The 18886-nt window shown below is 53.2% G+C and carries 16 protein-coding genes; 10 read left to right on the forward strand and 6 right to left on the reverse strand.

Features of this window, described 5'->3' with window-relative positions; genetic code table 11:
- Positions 1-5 precede the first annotated feature (5 nt).
- Together EGT51_RS02700 and EGT51_RS02705 are read left to right on the forward strand one after the other, a co-directional pair.
- A complete protein-coding gene (locus tag EGT51_RS02700; RefSeq protein WP_135367268.1) occupies positions 6-1394 on the forward strand; it encodes an MFS transporter in 1389 nt (462 codons plus the stop codon).
- A gap of 150 nt (positions 1395-1544) precedes the next feature.
- A complete protein-coding gene (locus EGT51_RS02705) occupies positions 1545-1967 on the forward strand; it encodes a hypothetical protein (RefSeq protein ID WP_135367269.1) in 423 nt (140 codons plus the stop codon).
- Positions 1968-2502: 535 nt separating this feature from the next.
- Here EGT51_RS02705 and EGT51_RS02710 read toward each other — a convergent pair.
- The 3 genes from EGT51_RS02710 to EGT51_RS02720 form a co-directional block, all read right to left on the reverse strand.
- Complete coding sequence (locus tag EGT51_RS02710; RefSeq protein WP_135367270.1) at positions 2503-2751, reverse strand: hypothetical protein; 249 nt, start codon at positions 2749-2751, stop codon at positions 2503-2505.
- Between the two features lie 621 nt (positions 2752-3372).
- On the reverse strand, positions 3373-4740 hold the full coding sequence (locus EGT51_RS02715; RefSeq protein ID WP_225428668.1) for a sensor histidine kinase: 1368 nt from the start codon (positions 4738-4740) through the stop codon (positions 3373-3375).
- A complete protein-coding gene (locus tag EGT51_RS02720; RefSeq protein WP_135367368.1) occupies positions 4730-5431 on the reverse strand; it encodes a response regulator transcription factor in 702 nt (233 codons plus the stop codon). The genes EGT51_RS02715 and EGT51_RS02720 overlap by 11 nt, the downstream gene beginning before the upstream one ends.
- A 172-nt stretch (positions 5432-5603) precedes the next feature.
- On the opposite strand from EGT51_RS02720, the gene EGT51_RS02725 reads away from it, so the two are divergent.
- On the forward strand, positions 5604-5903 hold the full coding sequence (locus EGT51_RS02725; RefSeq protein WP_135367272.1) for a hypothetical protein: 300 nt from the start codon (positions 5604-5606) through the stop codon (positions 5901-5903).
- Positions 5904-6231: 328 nt separating this feature from the next.
- On the opposite strand, the gene EGT51_RS02730 is transcribed toward EGT51_RS02725, so the two are convergent.
- Entirely contained in the window at positions 6232-6879 is a 648-nt protein-coding gene (locus EGT51_RS02730) for an SDR family oxidoreductase (RefSeq protein WP_135367273.1), read from the reverse strand.
- A gap of 571 nt (positions 6880-7450) precedes the next feature.
- Here EGT51_RS02730 and EGT51_RS02735 point away from each other — a divergent pair.
- The 5 genes from EGT51_RS02735 to EGT51_RS02755 all read left to right on the forward strand — a co-directional run bounded on the left by EGT51_RS02735 (position 7451) and on the right by EGT51_RS02755 (position 12845).
- Entirely contained in the window at positions 7451-8662 is a 1212-nt protein-coding gene (locus EGT51_RS02735; RefSeq protein WP_135367274.1) for an NAD(P)/FAD-dependent oxidoreductase, read from the forward strand.
- 84 nt (positions 8663-8746) lie between these two features.
- Entirely contained in the window at positions 8747-9274 is a 528-nt protein-coding gene (locus EGT51_RS02740; RefSeq protein WP_135367275.1) for a methylated-DNA--[protein]-cysteine S-methyltransferase, read from the forward strand.
- A 293-nt stretch (positions 9275-9567) separates the two neighbouring features.
- Complete coding sequence (locus tag EGT51_RS02745) at positions 9568-10134, forward strand: TetR/AcrR family transcriptional regulator (RefSeq protein WP_135367276.1); 567 nt, start codon at positions 9568-9570, stop codon at positions 10132-10134.
- Between the two features lie 343 nt (positions 10135-10477).
- Positions 10478-11893 (forward strand): NAD-dependent succinate-semialdehyde dehydrogenase, encoded by a 1416-nt coding sequence (locus EGT51_RS02750; RefSeq protein WP_135367277.1) that lies wholly within the window; start codon positions 10478-10480, stop codon positions 11891-11893.
- Positions 11894-12095: 202 nt separating this feature from the next.
- Complete coding sequence (locus EGT51_RS02755) at positions 12096-12845, forward strand: glucose 1-dehydrogenase (protein ID WP_135367278.1); 750 nt, start codon at positions 12096-12098, stop codon at positions 12843-12845.
- A 73-nt stretch (positions 12846-12918) separates the two neighbouring features.
- On the opposite strand, the gene EGT51_RS02760 is transcribed toward EGT51_RS02755, so the two are convergent.
- Together EGT51_RS02760 and EGT51_RS02765 are read right to left on the reverse strand one after the other, a co-directional pair.
- On the reverse strand, positions 12919-13437 hold the full coding sequence (locus EGT51_RS02760) for a GNAT family N-acetyltransferase (RefSeq protein WP_135367279.1): 519 nt from the start codon (positions 13435-13437) through the stop codon (positions 12919-12921).
- Positions 13438-13582: 145 nt separating this feature from the next.
- A complete protein-coding gene (locus EGT51_RS02765; RefSeq protein WP_135367280.1) occupies positions 13583-14959 on the reverse strand; it encodes an Nramp family divalent metal transporter in 1377 nt (458 codons plus the stop codon).
- Positions 14960-15569: 610 nt separating this feature from the next.
- Between EGT51_RS02765 and EGT51_RS02770 the strand changes: the two genes are divergently transcribed.
- Together EGT51_RS02770 and EGT51_RS02775 are read left to right on the forward strand one after the other, a co-directional pair.
- The gene (locus EGT51_RS02770) at positions 15570-16424 is read left to right on the forward strand and encodes a DegV family protein (RefSeq protein ID WP_135367281.1); all 855 of its coding nucleotides are present in this window, start codon (positions 15570-15572) and stop codon (positions 16422-16424) included.
- 1300 nt (positions 16425-17724) lie between these two features.
- A complete protein-coding gene (locus EGT51_RS02775) occupies positions 17725-18366 on the forward strand; it encodes a VTT domain-containing protein (RefSeq protein WP_135367282.1) in 642 nt (213 codons plus the stop codon).
- The last annotated feature ends 520 nt before the right edge of the window (positions 18367-18886 follow it).

An 18886-nucleotide genomic window follows, 5' to 3' on the forward strand; every position in this document is an offset into this window, starting at 1 on the left:
GCGAAATGACGAAAGAAAAAATTGACCCGCGCGTGGTGGGGGCGGTCCTGGCGACCGGCTTGATGTCGCTGAGTGGCGTCATCGTGGAGACCGCGATGAACATCACCTTTCCCACGCTCATGGACCAGTTTCAGGTGACCACGGGGACGGTCCAGTGGATGACCACGCTGTACCTGTTGATTGTGGCCTGTATCGTGCCCGTTTCATCTTATTTGAAACGCCGCTTTAAATTGAAACAACTCTTCGTGGTGGCCAACCTCTTATTCATCACCGGGTTGGTCATCGACGCCTGTGCGACCAGCTTTTCCTGGCTGTTGGCAGGCCGGGCCATTCAAGGTTTTGGGACTGGGATCGCCTTGCCGTTGATGTTTAACATCATCTTGGAACAGGTGCCGCTCAGCCGCATTGGGATGATGACCGGGGTCGGTACGCTGATCACGGCGATTGGCCCCGCCATTGGGCCGACGTACGGCGGGGTGCTGGTCACTCATTTGAATTGGCGCTATATTTTTTGGATTTTGTTGCCGTTTTTGATCGTGTCATTTTTCGTGGGGATCAAGACGATTCGCCAGGTATCCCCTACGCAAGCGGAACACTTTGATTTTTGGAGCATGCTGGGGGTCATCGTCACGTTTGCCGGGCTGATCTTTGGGTTTAGCTCGCTGAGTGATCAGCCATTTTTGAGTTGGTCGGTGGGCGGTGCCATGGCCCTCGGACTGGTGGGCCTCATCTTCTTCGTGCGACGGTCGCAACACCAAGCCCAGCCGTTGATTCACCTGCAAGCCCTCGCCAATCCGGCGTTTGCCTGGCACCTGCTGGCGTTTTTCCTCCTGCAGATCACCGCACTGGGGCTGTCATTTGTTCTGCCGAATTACCTGCAGCTGGTCGATCACCAATCCGCCTTTATCGCGGGGCTGGTGGTCCTGCCCGGGGCGGTGATTGGGGCTGCGTTTTCGCCGATCGGTGGCCACATTTTAGACCGGTTCGGCGCCAAACGCCCAATTCTGCTGGGGCTCGGCCTGGTCGTCGTGATGTTGCTCATCATGACCGTCGGCGCCAAGGACCTGTCCGCCTGGGCCATTCTCGGGCTGTATGTGGGCTATATGATCGGTGTCGGCTCATCATTCGGTAACATCATGACGGACGGCTTAAAACAGCTCTCAGCCACGCTCAAGGCCGATGGCAACGCCTTGATGAATGCGATGCAACAGTTTGCCGGCGCCATGGGGACCGCCATCGTGTCCGCCATGATTGCGGCCAGCCAAGCCGGCAATGCAGGCAGCACGGCGGTCAAAACGGCAACCGGGTCGCAGTGGGCCTTATGGGTCTTAACGATTGCCGGCCTGGGGGCTTTATTAAGCATGCTCATCGCGCTGAAACGCAACCAGCACTAAGCTTTAGACAAATTTAATGGCCTTAGATCATCACGTTGGTAACGCTACTATCCTAACCATTAGGAGTGGCGTTATTTTTATTTAAGCTCAGCCATGCTACAATTCAGAACCAAATAAAGCCAACCGGCTACGGAAAGTGAGGCGATTTAAATGAAGTTTGATTGGCGATACGCTTTTCATTCCTTTTGGTTTCTGATGGCGCTGATGGTCCTGTTGAGCTTAACCACGGCGGTCGATCACGTGCACGGGGTGCGGATCGCGTTGGGCGTGATCTTTGGTTTCTTGCTGGTCGACGGTCTGTGGACGTGGCAATACCCTTACTTTAATCGGCTAGGGCGGCAGGGGGCATCGGCGATGATCAACCTGGTCTTGTTTGTGATCATTGCCGCATTTACGCTGGCCTTCAAGCAAGAATGGTCAGCCAGTGTCTGGGGATTCATGAGCTTCTGGCTCGCTAGCATCGGCGGTACAATTGACGGCTACTTAGCTCGGCCCACCAAGATTTTGGCCAGCCAGACCCGCGGCGACCTGCGGAAAAAAGCCGAGATCTTGCAAAATTCCTCACGTTTGTAATGGTGGTTGAAGGTTGAAAGACAAAAATCGGCGATTAGTTGTTGACAGCGTCATAGCGGGAACTGGTCGCCTACCGTTCGCCAAATATGGGTTGGAACGCTGGGGCGGACGGGTCGAGCCAAAGGACGGTCTCGACACCTCGCTTTGAGCCGGAAAACACGTCTCAAAGACGCCAGTTGTCTAAGCGGCATGAACCGCGCCGCTAAGACAACTCCCACGGCTGAACCCATATTTGGCGAACTCTCGGCTACAGAAGTGCTTGCCAACAATGATTGCCTTAACCCTTGGCAGCAGACGTGTTAATTCTAGTTTCAACTTTCAGGTTGCAGTTGAATGATGGTGTGCGCGAAAGTCTGGGCTACGGTCCGGGCTTTTTTTGTGGGTGAGGCCAAACGCCTTCGCCAGCGGTACCGGTGAGAGTGGTGAGCGCGTCAACTGTCTCTGGACGGTGGCAGGCGGCCAGTTTAAAGTAACCCGCCAAAAAAGGCCGCTCACCAGGAAGGCAAGCGGCCGGAGATTTTTAGATTAAAGGATGTTACTCGGCGGCATAAGTCCAGTCGTAGGACAGGAGCTGGTGGAACCGTTCGCCGATGGGGACCCACAGCTTGGCTTTCGCAATGTTGCTAATGGATTCCCAGAACAGCGGGTCCTTGCGCTCCTTGTCGCTCAGGTTAATGTTGACGTAGCTCCCGGCTTCCGTTTTCGCGATTACGTAGGGATAGAACACCTTGGTAATTTGAGCGGGAGTGATGCTCTTAATTTTTGGATTGTCATCAATCAGCATAAGCACGCTTCCTTTCATTTGATGGATTCAGTATACCGAGAAAAGGTAGCGATAACCACCAAGTTTCTTTAAGGATTCCCTGAGAATTTCTTAGTTTTATCGGTGAGCGGCTTAACTGCGGATTTGATTAGAAATGGGGCAGACTAGTGCCCACGGTTGTCAGGGTTCCGCCGTCAGGATTAGTTGGCCCAATAGGATGGAGCAACTATTGACGGCGGCCAATGCTTGCTATGAACCGGTTTAGTCAGGTGCTGGCGAGTGCACAGGGGCGGCTGCTAGCATACCTGAGAGTACATGAAACAGAATCACTGCTAGATCGGCGCTGGTCAACCCCCAGCAGAGAAGAACGCAGTCACCACGCAACCAACGTAGCGGCCGAACCAGTCGTCGCTGACAATCCCCAATCGTAGCCGAGAGCGGAGCGAAAATGGGCTCAGCCGTGGGAGTTTGCTTAGTGGCACGATTCATGCCGCTTAGCAAACTGGCGTCTTTGAGACGTGGCTTGCGGCTCAAAGCGAGGGCGAGACCGCCTTTTGGCTCGACCGGTCCGCCCACCGCGTTCCAGCCCATTTTCGCGCAACGGCAGGCGGAAAGACTCATCTCCCGTTGCCAAAGGCCAACCTATTTCGTAGCCGCTGCGTTTTGCAAAGTGACGGTGAAGCAGGCGCCGTGCGGATCGTTGTCCGTCACGGTGATGTCGCCTTGGTTGAGCTGGACCAGTTGTGACACGATGGCCAGCCCCAGGCCGCTACCGGCGATTTTGGTCGACCGGGAGGCGTCCATCCGGTAGAACCGCTCGAAGATGTGTTCGCGGTCGGCTACCGGAATGCCGGGGCCGTGGTCGGCGACTGTCACGGTGCTGGTCGTGGCCGTTTGGGCGATGATGACGTGAATCTGCTGGTCGGACGGGGAATATTTGTGCGCGTTGTCCAGTAGGGCAATTAAGATCTGATGCAGCATGTCGGCGTCCGCGTTGACCATGACCGGTTGTTTGGGGCTGGCGAAGGTCACGCGTTGGCTGACCAACGGCTGGTAGTGGGTGACCACGGCCTGGGCCAATTTGGCCAGGTCCAGCGGTTTCAGGTCCACCTCAGCGCGGTCGGCTCGTGACAAATGTAGGAGGTTTTCAATCAGGTGTTGCATGCGCAACGATTCCTGGTCGATGAAGCCCAGCGACTCGGGGATGACCTCGGGGTGCTGCTTGCCGCGGCGTTCGATCAGTTTTAAATTCCCCCGAATCGTGGCGATGGGCGTCCGCAGTTCGTGCGAGGCGTCGGAGATGAATTGGCGTTCACGCTCCAACCGGCCATTTTGCGCGGCCAGTAATTGGTTGAAATCCCGCGCCAGCTGGGCGACTTCGACGGGCTCCGTGGGTTGGGGCAACTCGGGCTGACTGACGTCCGGGTTGGCGGCAGCTTGCTGGGCGGCGGTCGCCAGCGAAATGGTCGGCGCACTCAGACTCTTGGCGAGACGGCGGACGTACAACAGACCGACCAAGAGACTCAAGCCAATGGCGATGATCAGCACGGAAATCAAGACGTGCAGGTTGCCGACCAGCACGTGCATCCCAATGAAGAGGTAGTAGGTGTGTGTGCCGGTTCGCAGTGTTTCCGAGAAGTACAGGCCCCAGCCCTTGATGTAGACCAGGTGGGTGAACGGAATCGACCAGTTGCTGGCCTTGACCAGCTCGGAGCCGTGGGGCAACAGGGAGGTGGTGGTGCCGTCATTATTTTTGATCAAGACAAAGGTGTTGTGTGAGTTCAGACCGCTACTGCGATTGACCGTCAACCAGTCCTTAAAATTACTGACCTGCGTCGTTTGTAAACTGGCACTGAGCCGCTCCGCTTGGTCCTGCGCGCGCAACAGTTGGTCGACTGTCAGAGTGATGCTGACAGTCAACACGATGATCAGCCCAATCGTGATCAACAGGCTGGTAAATGAATGACGAATGATGTCCGCGTAGGTCCGCGGCGTGTGGTTAGTGCTCATCGGGATCATCTTCCTTTAGACTGTAGCCGACACCGCGAATCGTGTGAAAGAGGTGCGGGGCGTCGGCCACGTCGATTTTATTGCGCAGGTAGCCGATGTACACGTCGACCACGTTTTGCTGGCCCAAGAAGTCCACACCCCAGACGTTGTCGAGGAGCTCGTCGCGGGTGAAGACCTGGCCGGGATGTTGCATCAAAAATAGGAGGAGATCGTATTCACGTTGAGTCAGCTGAATCGTCTCGCCGGCCCGGTCGACTTGGCGGGTCTTGGTGACCAAAGTCAAGTCACCCAACTGATACGTTTGATCCAAGCCGCTTTGGTGGGCGGTTCGTCGCTGAATCACGCGAATGCGGGCCAGCAGTTCTTCGATTTCAAACGGCTTGGTGATGTAGTCGTCGGCGCCGTTGTCCAGGCCGGTGACCTTGTCGCCCAGGTAATCGCGCGCGGTCATCATGATGACGGGCAGTTCATCATGCTTGCGAATCCGCCGCAGGACCTCCATGCCGTCCATCTTGGGCAGCATCCAGTCGAGCAAGACCAGCAACAACTTATCCTTTTCGCGCTGGTACGTTTCCCAGGCCGCTTCGCCGTCAGCGGCGGTCAGGACATCAAAATCTTCAAACGTTAATTCTTTCGCAACGTAACTGGCGAGGCCTTCCTCGTCTTCCACCAGTAAAATTGTATTTTTCATCATGTACAAAACTCCTTAATCAACGTGGGGTGCCAACAGTTTACCAGAAAATTTGAAATGAAATCTAAGAAATTCTAAGACGAAGCTTAAGTCCCCTTAAAGATTGCGCGCCGGCAGTCGTGGTATAACTAGACTATCGAAAACGCCAAGTGCAAAAAGAGGAGTGGTTTGAATGACCAAAGTAAAAACGATGATGACAAAAGCCTTGTTGGGGGCCATGACGGTGACCACGTTACTGGCCACGTCCGCCGGCGCCTCAGCTGCTGTGAAACCGGCCACTGCCGCCGCAGCTCCAACCATTGAGCGGACCACGATCACGTTGAATCCACGGCCTAACACTGAAGTGCAGGTCATCAAGATTCGGCTGAAAAAGCCCACCACGACTAAGCAATTGTCCCAGCAGGTCCAAACCAACGTGGACGCCAGCGCCTTGAGCCTGGACCAGCGCCACACGGACAGCCAACTTAAGTAAGCCTACCAAATGAAGCTTAACGCGACATTGCTATTGGAAATCTAAGGGCTGAAATGTAAAGCGTAGCTCGTTATCATGCGACTGATCGTAATGAGGCTAGCTAATTGCCAGTTCATAGCGGAAACTGGCCGCCTACCGTTCGCCAAATATGGGTTGGAACGCTGGGGCGGACGGGTATGTACAGTGACCCGTCAAAATCACGGTGACAGGTCACAATTATTTTAGCATAACTGATGAGTCGCGTTGCGCCGGCTGCAGGTTTGTCACGCAATAGTCACATAAAAGGAGCGTCGGGACAGGGATTGTCGCCAGACGCTCCTTTTTAAGTTTAAACGGATTGGACCGCATCGGTCACTGGCACGTCACCGTTGACCAGTTCAATCGTCTTGCCTGGTAGTGGGTGTTGAACGATGGCGACCACCGTTGCGGCTACGTCGGCCCGGGAGATGCTTTGGGTATCGCTGGCTTCAGGGGCTAACGTGATCTTGCCGGTCGGGTCGTCATTGGTCAAGAGGCCGGGACGAACGATGGTGTAGTCGAGGTTGGTGCGGTGCCGCAGCCATTCATCGGCGTAGTACTTGGCCACGTAATATGGCCGGATGCCCGACTTTTCCCAGAAGGACCGGTCGTCGGTGCCCAGGGCACTCACGATGATGAAGCGCTTGATGCCCGCCTTTTCCGTGGCAATCATTGACTTGATGGCGCCGTCGAGGTCGATGTTTAGCGTCATGTCATCGCCGGTACTGCCGCCGGACCCCGCGGAGAAAATCACCGTGTCGACATCATTCATTGCGGGGACCATGGCGTCGGCGGTTCCCATCAGGTCAAACATCCGGGGTTGCCCGCCAAGATCTTTGATGATGTCCGCTTGTTGGGCATTGCGAATCCCACCATAAACGGTTTCACCGGTAGCGGCGAGTTGCTTGACGATGTGCTGGCCAACGTGGCCGTGGGCACCAATAATTAAAGTTGTCATGAAATTCCTCCTAGTTTTGCGATTGACTTAACTAAGGTCTACTTTAACGGTTTCGGCCGTGAATTTCAGCTAAAACGACTTCTTGGTCTGGCGTAAACGCTTAAGGGGAGGATGGTGCGGGGCCGCCTGCGGCTGACAGGGGTTTTGTCAGGCTCTCAAGCGAACCGGAAGCCCCCCCTAGCAGGCGGAATCCCTGACAGCCGCAGGTAACTGGTTTTCGCTATTTTAGTTTGAAGGCGGAATGGTGGCGGAAATGGCTAGTTCTTGGTATGATTCTACATGATTAGCGATGCCAGTTTGTCAGGCGGAAAACCGTTTAAGCATTGACATATCAGCGATTGAATTGTGTGTGATTAATTGTGAAAAAGATTACGATTGTTTCCAGCTGGTTTTTCACCTGATAAGCCGTATAATAGAGATAAATCATCCCTGACAGTTAGATTATCCACAGATTTCCAAATGGGGGGAGTCGTGGTCACTGGTTAAAATGTAACCGTTTTAATCATCGGAAATGTTAACGACTGACTGCGTTCGGGGAGAACTTCTAAAACAGAAAAGGGGTCGTTTCATTATGGCAACGATTTTAGTTCTAGGTGGCGGATACGCCGGTATGCGGGCCATTAAGTTCTTGCAACGCGAGGTTCCTAGCGAAGACCAGATTGTGCTGGTTGATAAGACGGGGACACACACAGAAAAGACGAATTTGCATGAGGTTGCGGCGGGGACCATTGCGCCGGAACGGATTACTTATGAGATCAATGATGTGATTGGTAGCCGGGTCAACTTTATCCGGGACACGGTCACCAACGTTGACGTGGACCAAAAGCAAGTCACCTTGGAGAACCATGCACCACTGACCTATGACTATCTGGTCTTGGCGCTGGGCTTCCAGTCCGAAACGTTCGGGCTGAAGGGCGCCGCCGAAAACGCCTTACCAATGGATGATTTGGAAACGTCCGAAGCGGTTTACCAACACATTGAAGAAAAGGCCAAGAACTACGCCCAAACGCAAGACGAAAACGATTTGACCATCGCCGTTTGTGGGGCCGGCTTTACCGGAATCGAACTGTTAGGGGAACTCAGCCAATCCTTACCTAAGCTGCAGACGCGTTACAACACGCCAGCCTTCAAGGTCGTTTGCCTGGAAATGGGCAAGAGCATTTTGCCAATGTTTGACAAGTCCCTGGCAGACTACGCGTTGGCCTTCATGTCCAAGCACCACATCGAAATGAAGCTGGGTGCGGCCATTACCGAAATCAAGCCGGGCGCGGTCGTTTACCAAGATAAGAACAGCGATGACGAGGCGGAACACGAAGTCAAGGCCAACACCATCGTGTGGACCGTGGGGGTCAGTGGTTCGCAGGTCATTGCGGACTCCGGTTTCGAACAACGGCGTAACCGGGTCGTGGTCAAGGACGACCTGAGTTTGGAGGGCCACCCCGAGGTTTACATCGTGGGGGATGTCGCTGCGGTCATGGATCCCGACAGCGGGCGGCCATACCCGACGACGGCGCAAATCGCTTTGGCCTGTGGGTCCCATGCCGCCAAGAACATCGGCTTGGCTCTGCGTGGTCACGAAACGCGGCCGTTTGTTTACAAGTCTAGCGGGACCGTGGCTTCCTTGAGTGACCGTGACGGTATCGGCGAAATCTTCAGTAGTAAGAAGAAGATTCACGGGTACGTGGCTTCCGCAATGAAGAAGATCATCACCGACCGTTCCTTGATGGAAAGTGCCCATTTGAGTACCACCTTGGCCAAGGGTCGCTTTGATTTATACCACTAAACTTCAGTCATTTAAATCAGCGAGTAGGCAAATTAGCCCACTCGCTTTTTTAATGGTAAAATAAGACAAAAAGGTGGAATTGCCATGCTCAAACAGCAGCTCAACACACCGTTGGGGCCAATGACAGCGATGTCAGATGGACTGGCCCTCAACGGCCTGTGGTTTGTGGATCAAAAATATTACGGTAGCACGTTGCCCAGGTTAACCTTGCTGGAGCAACGGCCTATTTTTACCAAGGTGCAGGCGTGGCTGGACGCCTACTTCGCTGGCAAAAAGCCGACCGTAGACTTTGCGGTCCAACCCGCAGGCACGCCGTTTCGTCAGGCGGTGTGGGACCAGCTGCGGCGAATTCCTTATGGTGAGGTGACAACGTACGGGACGCTAGCGACAGTGGTCGGTGACCAAGTGGGCCACTTCGTTAGTGCTCAGGCGATTGGTGGAGCGGTCGGACACAATCCGATCAGTCTCGTGATTCCGTGTCATCGGGTGGTTGCCGGTGGCGGGGAATTGACAGGCTACGCTGGCGGCTTGGCGCGTAAACAAGCGCTCTTGCGGCTAGAAGGCCAGCTAAAAACGAACGAAGACCACGTGATTTTGCCAGAGACCCCCTAAATTCTGACAAATTGCGTGCGATTTAAGTGTTACACACAAATCTATCACGCAATCAGTCCCAAGATATGCTATAATCAATCCTGTTCAAATACTCTAGCGTACGATTATTAATAGACATAATCGGTTGCTAAAATTGCGGCTTTTTTTCGCGAAAGGGGTTTCTTCTGGCGGGAGAACGCGTATAATTTTAGTCAGCTTAGGACGTTAGTGACAGTTGCTAGCTTCCGGGGGGGATGCCTAGTAACGTGCAATACTTAAACATAGATAGTGTGTAAATGATTGGAGGTATCACGATGGCTGCATCAGAAACTAAGGAGCGAATTGCGGAGGCCTTGGCTTCGTTGTTGAACCACAATACGTTTGATAAGATCACGGTTCGTGAGATTGCGGATGAGGCGGAAGTTCACCGTAAAACGTTCTATTACTATTTCGCGGATAAATATGAGTTGTTGGCGTTTGTGTATGAGCACTTCATTATTGAAGCGCCACGGCATGAGCAACCGATGACCTTGACCTTAGAGAACTGGCGACCGGCAGTGATTCAACTGTTAGAACGCATCGCCGATCATTCGAAGATTTTCTTGAACGCCTACCCGTACGATGATGGGGTTTGGCGCCAATCGATGAATGAATTTGTGGCATCACGACTGTCAATTTTGCTTCACGCAATGCCCGAGTACCGGTACTTAAAAGAAGATGTCATCGACACGTCCGCAGAATTCATTGCTGCCGGGGCGTTAGGCATCATCAACAAATGGGCTGACGACAACTTCACGGCGAACCCGCGGACTGTCTTGGACCAAATTACAACGGCTAACCGGCTGTTCAACGGGATTTTGGATCGTTGGAAGTTGAGTTAGACGCTTCATAACTTTAGGCAACAAACTTGGGGGACCTGGAAATTTTTCCGGGTCTTTTTTAAATGGTCATTCAGCGGCTGCCCCGCGGCACAGTTTAGTCTTGCCACCTCACTTGAAAGCCGGTCAAATTTGCCGGTTGGTCGCACCCCCTGATTGTCGAAAATATGGTAGACCAATTCGAGAAATGCAACCGGTTGAAAATGGATAACACAGCTAGTTTCACAAACAATTTGCGGAAAACATCACAAACAAAAGGCTGGTATTATAAGGATACCACGGGTATAGTAGTTCTCGTAAGGGGTTACATTGTGAACGTCAAAAGCCCCATAAGGAGGAAATTAAGATGGCCTACCAAACTACCAATCCCTATACCAATGAAGTGGTTAAAACCTATGAAAACGCAACACCCGAATACGTCGAAGAAAGCCTCGCCAAGGCGCAAAAGTTATACAAAGAATGGCGCAACGACCCGGTCTTTACCCGGACACCGGTCCTGCACAAGTTAGCACAGATTTTCCGTGACGAAACGGATAGCCTTGCCAAGGTCCTGACGACGGAAATGGGCAAGCTCTACACCGAAGCCAAGGGTGAAGTGATTCTGTGTGCCATGATTGCCGACTACTACGCCGACCATGCTGCCGAACTCCTGACTCCACGAAAGATTGAAACTATTGCTGGGGAAGCCCAATTGGAAAACCATCCCTTGGGCGTCTTACTGGCGGTAGAACCATGGAACTTCCCATACTACCAAATGATGCGGATCTTCGCGCCTAACTTTGCGGTGGGTGATCCTATCGTGTATAAGCATGCGGCCATCACGCCGGCTTCAGCGTTGGCCTTTGAAGACGCCGTCCGCCGCGCTGGCGCCCCAGACGGTGCACTGACCAACCTGTTCTTGTCCTACGACCAAGTCTCAGACGTCGTTGCGGATAAGCGGGTCCAAGGGGTCGCGCTGACTGGTTCCGAACGTGGGGGGACCGCGGTCGCCGAAGTTGCCGGGAAGTATTTGAAGAAAAACACCATGGAACTCGGTGGGGTCGATGCCTTTATCGTGGCTCACGACGCCAATATGGCCGATGTGAACGCGATTGCACCGCGGGCACGGCTTTACAATGCGGGCCAGGTCTGCACGTCATCCAAGCGCTTTATCGTGACGGCCAACCACTACGACGAATTCCTAGCCTCCCTGAAGGCGGCCTTCTCATCCGTGAAGATGGGCGACCCGATGGATCCAGAAACGACGCTGGCGCCGATGAACTCCAAGAAGGCCAAGGAAAAGCTCCAAGCTCAGGTCAACGAAGCCATCGCGGGTGGGGCCACGGCCTACTACGTGCACGAACCGATCGATGATGATGGGCAATTCTTCATGCCAACCATCTTGACCGACATCGACAAGAACAACCCGGCATACGGGAAGGAAATGTTCGGTCCCGTTGCCCAAGTCTACAAGGTCGCCGATGACGACGCCGCAGTCGCATTGGCCAACGACGCCGACTACGGGCTGGGCGGTATCGTCTTCGCCGGCAGTCAAGAAGCAGGTGCCAAATTAGCCTCTCGCATCGAAACGGGTATGGTCTTCGTCAACACCTTCTTCAGCTCCTTGCCAGAACTGGAATTCGGTGGTGTCAAGAAGTCCGGCTTCGGCCGTGAACTGGGTCAAACCGGGATCTCCAGCTTCGTCAACCAGGAACTGGTCGTTAAACGCGACCACCCGAATGACGATGAGACTGGTGGATTGATTTTGCCACATACGTTTTAGGGTTTTGAAATAGGATTTTTGAAGGGATGGCCTGGATGGGTCGTCCCTTTTTTGCATGGGCCCAAAACCACTATCAATCATCCTTAATCATTGGCATCACAACTCAATGTGTAAAGCAGTCATCATTAGGCAAAATTATTGTAAAAATCAAATAAACTGTGATAACCTGAACAAGTACAAAAAGCTGAAAGGGTGATTGATGATGACAGATCGTTTAAAAGATAAAGTTGCGATTATTACGGGTGGGGTGGCTGGTATCGGCCTCGGTATCGCGACTTGCTACGTCCGTGAAGGGGCCAAGGTCGTGCTGACGGCTAACCACAACGTTGATGGGGGTCACGCCGCCGTTGCCAAATTTGGTGAAGATGTGAGCCTGTTCGTCCAACAGGATGTGGCCAAGGAAGCCGACTGGCAAAAGGTGATTGACGCCACGGTTGCCAAGTTTGGCCGCGTTGATATTCTGGTCAACAATGCCGGTATTGGTGGCGTGAACGGCGCCATTGAAGATTTATCCTTAGATGATTGGCAAAAGGTCATTGACGTTAACTTGACGGCGAACTTCCTAGGCGAAAAGGCGGCCATTCATGCCATGAAAGACACCGCCGACGCCAAGGGTTCCATCATCAACGTGTCCTCCGTTGCTGGACTGGTGGGCTTGCCATTTGCCCCGGCCTATTCCGCTAGCAAGGGCGGCACGCGCCTGTTGACGCACGCCACAGCCCTGAACCTGGCCCAACGGAAGATCGCCATCCGCGTCAACTCGGTCCACCCGGGCTGGATCGACACGGCCATCGTTCCCGAAGCGGCCCGCAAGCAAATCATCGCTGGCATTCCGGTCGGCCACATGGGCGAACCCGAAGATATCGGCGAAGTCTGCGTCTACCTAGGCAGTGACGAGTCCAAATTTGCCAACGGTGCGGAATTCACCGTCGATGGCGGCCAACGCGCTTAGACGAATTATTCAAAATTAAAATAAAAAAGGAGGCCTGTGACCAACGTCACGGACCTCCTTTTTGCAGGTGATGTTACTGTTCAGTAGCGAGTTTCGAATAGATAGCCGCGTCAGCAAAGCCCGTGGTGACGGGGATGTGCTGGCGTAAGATGCCATCCAAATGGTAGTGGTTGCGCTCGGCGACCTGACGGCTAGGGTGGTTGGCGGTAGCCGCTAAAATGTTTAGCTTGACCAGGTTCAGTTGGTCGAAGCCAACCGTTTCCACCTGCGCCAGGCTGCGGGAAATGACCCCTTGGCCGCGGAAATCGCGCCCGAGCCAGTAGCCCACGTCGGCGTGGCGGTCCTGAAAGTTGTGCAGGTCGATCATGCCGGCGGGCTGGTCGTCCACCCAGATGACGGCTAGCCAGAGCTGCTTGTCGGCGATACGGCCCTGACAGTAGCGCAAGAAGATGCGCTCGTCAGCCACCGATTGGGTTGTTGCTGCCCAGGGGAGCCAGCGGGCTAGATGAGTTCGGTCTTGTTGAATCAGGGCAAATAGGGCCGGCGCGTCCGCCACATCCGGCGTGCGCAGGTCGATTTTTAATTGGGTCATTACCTCACCTCACGAACCTTTTCTCCCGTTATACACGCTACTAAAGGGAAAGTCAACGCTAGCTCATCGGGGGCTCGTTGTGATTGGCACCCGTTTTATACAAAAAAAACGGCCAGGACCTGGTCCCAGCCGTTGCGTGGTGTGCTTACTTGACGATGCCCACCGTATTTAAAATCAGATAAACGTTTAAGATAATCAAGATGACCGCGATGATCCAGCCAAGCACCTTACTCCAGGTCCGGTTGACGAATTCGCCCATCAGGTCCTTGCTACTGGTGAAGATGACCAGCGGAATCATGGCAAATGGCAACGCGATACTTAAGAAGACTTGGGAGAACGTCAGGAGGTTTTCAATCTTCGCTTCATTACCGTGGTAGATGATGGCGAAGATGATGACTGGCGTCACGGACAACAGCCGGGTGAGCAACCGTTGTGCCCACAGTGGCATCTTCAGGTTGATGAACCCTTCCATGATGATTTGCCCAGCCAGCGTCCCGGTGATGGTTGAACTTTGCCCGGATGATAAGAGGGCTAAGGCGAACAGCATACTCAGGATAGGACTGGCGATGGCGCCGACGATTTGGCTATCGCTCAACGCGTTGAACAGGTCGACGAAGCGGCCCAGGTCACTGTCGGTGCCAAAGAACAAGGCGGCCCCCAAAATCAGCAACAGACTGTTGACGACGAAGGCCAACGTCAATTGAATGTTGGAATCAATCGTGGTGAACTTGATGGCTTGGGCCACACTCTTGCGGTCCTTACGATCAAAGCTCCGGGTCTGCGAAATCGATGACCCCAGGTACAAGTCATGGGGCATCACCGTCGCCCCGACGATCCCTAAGGACAGGTAGAGCATGCCGTGGTTAGTTACGACCTTGCTGGAAGGCAGGTAGCCTTGAAGCACTTCCCCCATGTGGGGTTGGGCCAAAATCACTTCGTACAAGAAGACGAAGAGGATAACGGCGACCAAGGTGGCGACGATGGCTTCGATCTTTCTGAAGCCTAACTTCATCAAGACCAGCAGGACCAAGACGTCCATGGCGGTGATGATGATACCGACAATCAATGGGAAGCCGAACAACAGCTTCAAGGCGATGGCCGACCCAATGATTTCGGCGATATCCGTGGCCATGATGGCCAGCTCGGTGATGATCCACAGGACAAATCCCGTGCGCTTGCCGGTCCGTTCCCGGGTCAGTTGCGCCAGGTCTTTGCCGGTCACAATCCCCAGTCGCGCGGACATGGCTTGTAGCAACATGGCAACCAAACTAGAGAGCAAGACCACCGTCAGCAGCGTGTACTTGTACTGGGCACCACCGGCGATCGACGTGATCCAGTTCCCGGGGTCCATGTACCCGACGGCAATCAGCGCACCAGGGCCGGTATAGGCCATCAGTGTGCGCCAGAAGCCCGCATTTTGCGGAACCTCCACCGTGCCGTTGACTTCATCCAGACTCTTCTGGTCGTTGCCAGTGGACTGGATCATATGGTGCTTCTTCTCGTTGGTTTCATGATTCTTCATAAAATCCCTCTTTTCTATTGGCTTAGAAATTCAGGTAGTCGAATTGACTTTCTGCTTTTCCTGGTAAACGCGTTGTCGCGTCAGCGTGGCGAAAATGGTGCGAATAATGGCAAAATTTACGAAACTGACGATAATGACGCGCTTCAATTCCATCAGTAAGTATAGGCCATTTAGCCGCAATGTCAACCGTGTTGGGGATAATTTTTGGCAGGCCAAAAAACATTTTATATCAAAGCAATTAACTTTTTTAACCCATTGTCGGGCGGTCTAGCGCGGATAGGGATTTTTATGGTGCCGTTTCCATGCGTTCCCCACCAAACTGTGTGAATTCTGCACAAAATAGTAACGGGATTGACGGCGGCGGTGAATTGGTGGCAGGACCTAATGACAGGATTAGCCGCAGCTTAAATGAATAGGAAAAAACTTTTTTCGGCCAAAAGGTGGTGGCCCTGACAGATTGCGTCAGCGACTAGGTGTAAAAGCAAATTAGACGATTGGTTTCGACCGTTTCATAACAAATGGCAGATGACCTAGTTTTCAAAACTAGATGATTGCGCTATAATAGCAGTTATCATCAAAACGTGAAACTAGCAGAAATGAGGTAACTCCTATGCAACCAGAAAAAATCGCCATTTTAGTGGATTCGTGTTCCGACGTCCCGGCAGATGTGTTGAAAGCTGCCGATATGGCGTTGATGCCGATGAACGTGATCTTTCGCGACCGGGTCTATGAGGACCGCCTAACGATCACGCCGGCCGAATTTTACCGGCGCCAGGCCACTGAACCGGCGACGACCGCCAGTCCTACGGGTAAAATGATCGTGGACGCCTTCGACCGGATTCAGGCGTCGGGATACACTCACGTGATTGCCGTGTGCATTTCCGCGGCGCTATCGGGGACCTTTCAAGAGACCCAGCTGTTAGCGGCCGATTCACCGCTGACGGTCCACGTCATCAATACCCGTAGCGTGGGGATCGGTAGTGGTTTTGCGGCCATCTACGCGGCGCAATTGCGGGATGCCGGCCACAGCTTTGACCAGATTGTTCAAGAGGTCGAACGCGTCACGGCGCAGACCAAGGTCTTCTTCTACGTGCCCAGTCTGAAATACCTCCAGGCGGGTGGGCGCATTGGCAAGGTTGCCGGCATGGCCGGGACCTTACTGAACGTGAAGCCCATTATTTCCTGTGATGCGGAAGGAGTCTACTACCCGATCGCCAAGGTCCGCGGCGAGAAGCGAACTATCACAAAATTACTGGCGTTGATCGATGCGGCCGTGGGGGATGCCCAGCACGTCAACATCGCCGTGTGCGATGGCGCCAATCCCGAGTTGCGCCAAGACGTCCTAGCTCGGCTTCAGACCAAGTATCCGCAGGTCGCCCACTGGTATGCTGGCGACGTGTCGCCCGCCCTCGGCGTCCACACGGGCCCTGGTCTCATCGGCGTCGGCGTCCAGGTCCTGGACTGAAAAAAGAGTGTGACAACTGGCGGTTAACTGGCGAGCATTAACGGTGATAGACGGATAATCCTGGTTTTGGATTATTTGTCTATCAGTGTTAAGCGGAACCAGTTGCCAGTTGGCACACGTTTCGGCTATGTGGCCATCTTGAGACGCGGGTTCCAGGCTGGCCGCCTACCGTTCGCCAAATGCGAGTCGGAATGCCGGGACAAACTAGGTAATGGCCCTCTACGCAATCCATCCGATCATCTCTGTCAGACCTGTCGTGCAGACCCGACTGTGTTGCGACCGCGGCCAACTGGCACTAACCAGCTTCACCGATTGCTGCTGACAGGCACCACCGTAGCCGAGAGTTCGCCAAATATGGGCTCAGTCGTGGGAGTTCCCTTAACGGTGGGCTTTACCGTTTAGGGAACTGGCGTCTTTGAGACGCGGGTTTCGGCTCAAAGCGAGATTGAGACCGCCCTTTGGCTCAATCGGTCCGCTCACCACGTTCCAGTCCCATATTTGGCGAACGGTAGGCGGCCATTATCTCCCCTGTAGTAAGCGTTGGGTCGGAGACGACAAAAAAGCCACGAGAAGAGTCGTGGCTTGAGGGGGGATACGAGCAGGGTTAGATACTTTGGGGGAGTGCTAATTGCTGCTCGTAAAGAGTATTAAGATTTGGTACGACTTCGTTAGTAACACTCGTTGTTACTAACTTGATTGTAGTGTAACGCCAATGGCGATTAGGTGCAATTGATTGGTTTCATAAATTTACTAATAACGGCGTTGGCTGTCAATCGTTGGTAAGCTGAATGGTGGTTTCCACCTGATAAGGCCATTGCCAGACCAATTCTTCAAAAAAACAGGTGTATGCGAATCGCAGCTACGGACCGGTCTTATCAGGTTTGTGGCCGCTTTTTCATTTGGTGGTGATAAATTTCCGATGATAACTTGCTGACAAATTAATTTGACCTTCTATAATGGAAATAGTCAGTTGAGTAGCGTTAGTCACCGGCGACACTTGCCAAAAAGCGGCGACAGGGGAGCGAGATCGGTCAAGGTTAAAACCGTTTACATAAAATTAGCAAGTTGACGGACCGTTTGACGACCTACCGAAGGGGTAGCGGTGAAATTTACTGGTGGTTTTGACTTACCAGCGACCGTTAACCATTTATAATAATGATTATAGAAAAGTCACGGCTAGCAAGCGCCGAAGTCGCCTGACCGACCGGCTACGCGGCAATTACCGACTGAAGGTGACGGCAGGCGGGGGTCACAAAACGCAAAGTGAGGCCGTTAAAATAACGAATGAGGAGGTGGACCCGTGAGTCTAATCGCATTGATTTGGGAGGTCGTTTGGCACCCCCTAACCGTCCTAGTTCCCCTGACCAATCAGTTGGGGACGGGAATTTATCCGGTCTTATTTTTTCTGATTTTTTTGGAGTCGGGCATGTTGATTTTTTCCTTTATCCCCGGGCAATCGTTACTGTTTATGATGGGGTCGATTGCGGCTTATCCCCAGTCACGGCTGAACATCTGGTGGCTGATCGTCATGTTCACGCTGGCGGCGACGGCTGGGTCGGCGGTCAAGTATCTGACCACCCGCAAGTGGGGCGACTATCAGGAGAAATTGATTCAGCGCTTGCCGGAACAAAAGGTGGCGCGGGCAACGGCGGTCTTTACCAACAATGAAGACCAGACCTTACTGATAGGGCGGTTTATCCCGTTTGTCGGCCTGTTTGTGCCCATCATCGCCGGCACAACGGACATGGACTGGCGACAGTTTCGCTTCTTAAACCTACTGGGGAGCTTCATCTGGGTCGTCAGCTGTTCGGCTGTTGGCTATTTCTTTGGCAACACGCCGTTTATCCGCGAGAACTTCACCTGGCTGTTCTTGGGCCTGCTGGCGGTGCCGTTTTTGGCGCGCCAAGGCTGGCAGTACTGGCGAAGCACGCGGCGGGGCTAGACCCGCCATTTTGGCCAAAGAAAAGACCCTAAGTAACATGCGGATTACTTAGGGCCTCTATTTAGGAATCTGTTAATAAATCACTTGTTTTGGGGGGAGTGCATCTATAGACAGTGATTCCTATCATCTATCACAGTGCTTAAGGTCAGAACGTATCACGAACCAACTATCCGTATCATAGTGATTTTAAGGTCAGTTATCAAGCCAATTGTAACTTATCAAAAATAATGGCTAAAAATCACCAATTGCGGTACGCCCGAGTGGTTTGCTTAACTTAGCGGGTGATTAATCAAAAGCGGACGGGCTGGGCGTTAGACGCTGGCTTAGGGTCGCTAGCAGTGACTTGACCCATTGCGCGCAACCGGTTGGCAATCGGAGTATACCGGTTATGGTGTGGACGTTTGCCCGGAAAGTTAACAAATTTTGATCAAAGTCGACCTGGGGGACTTGTCCGGATAACCGTGATTTTAACGGTTTTGCCGATTATAAGTTTGCTTATGGATGCATAACGATTTCACAA

This window comes from Levilactobacillus suantsaiihabitans (genome assembly GCF_004745505.1).
Taxonomy (GTDB): Bacteria; Bacillota; Bacilli; order Lactobacillales; family Lactobacillaceae; genus Levilactobacillus; species Levilactobacillus suantsaiihabitans.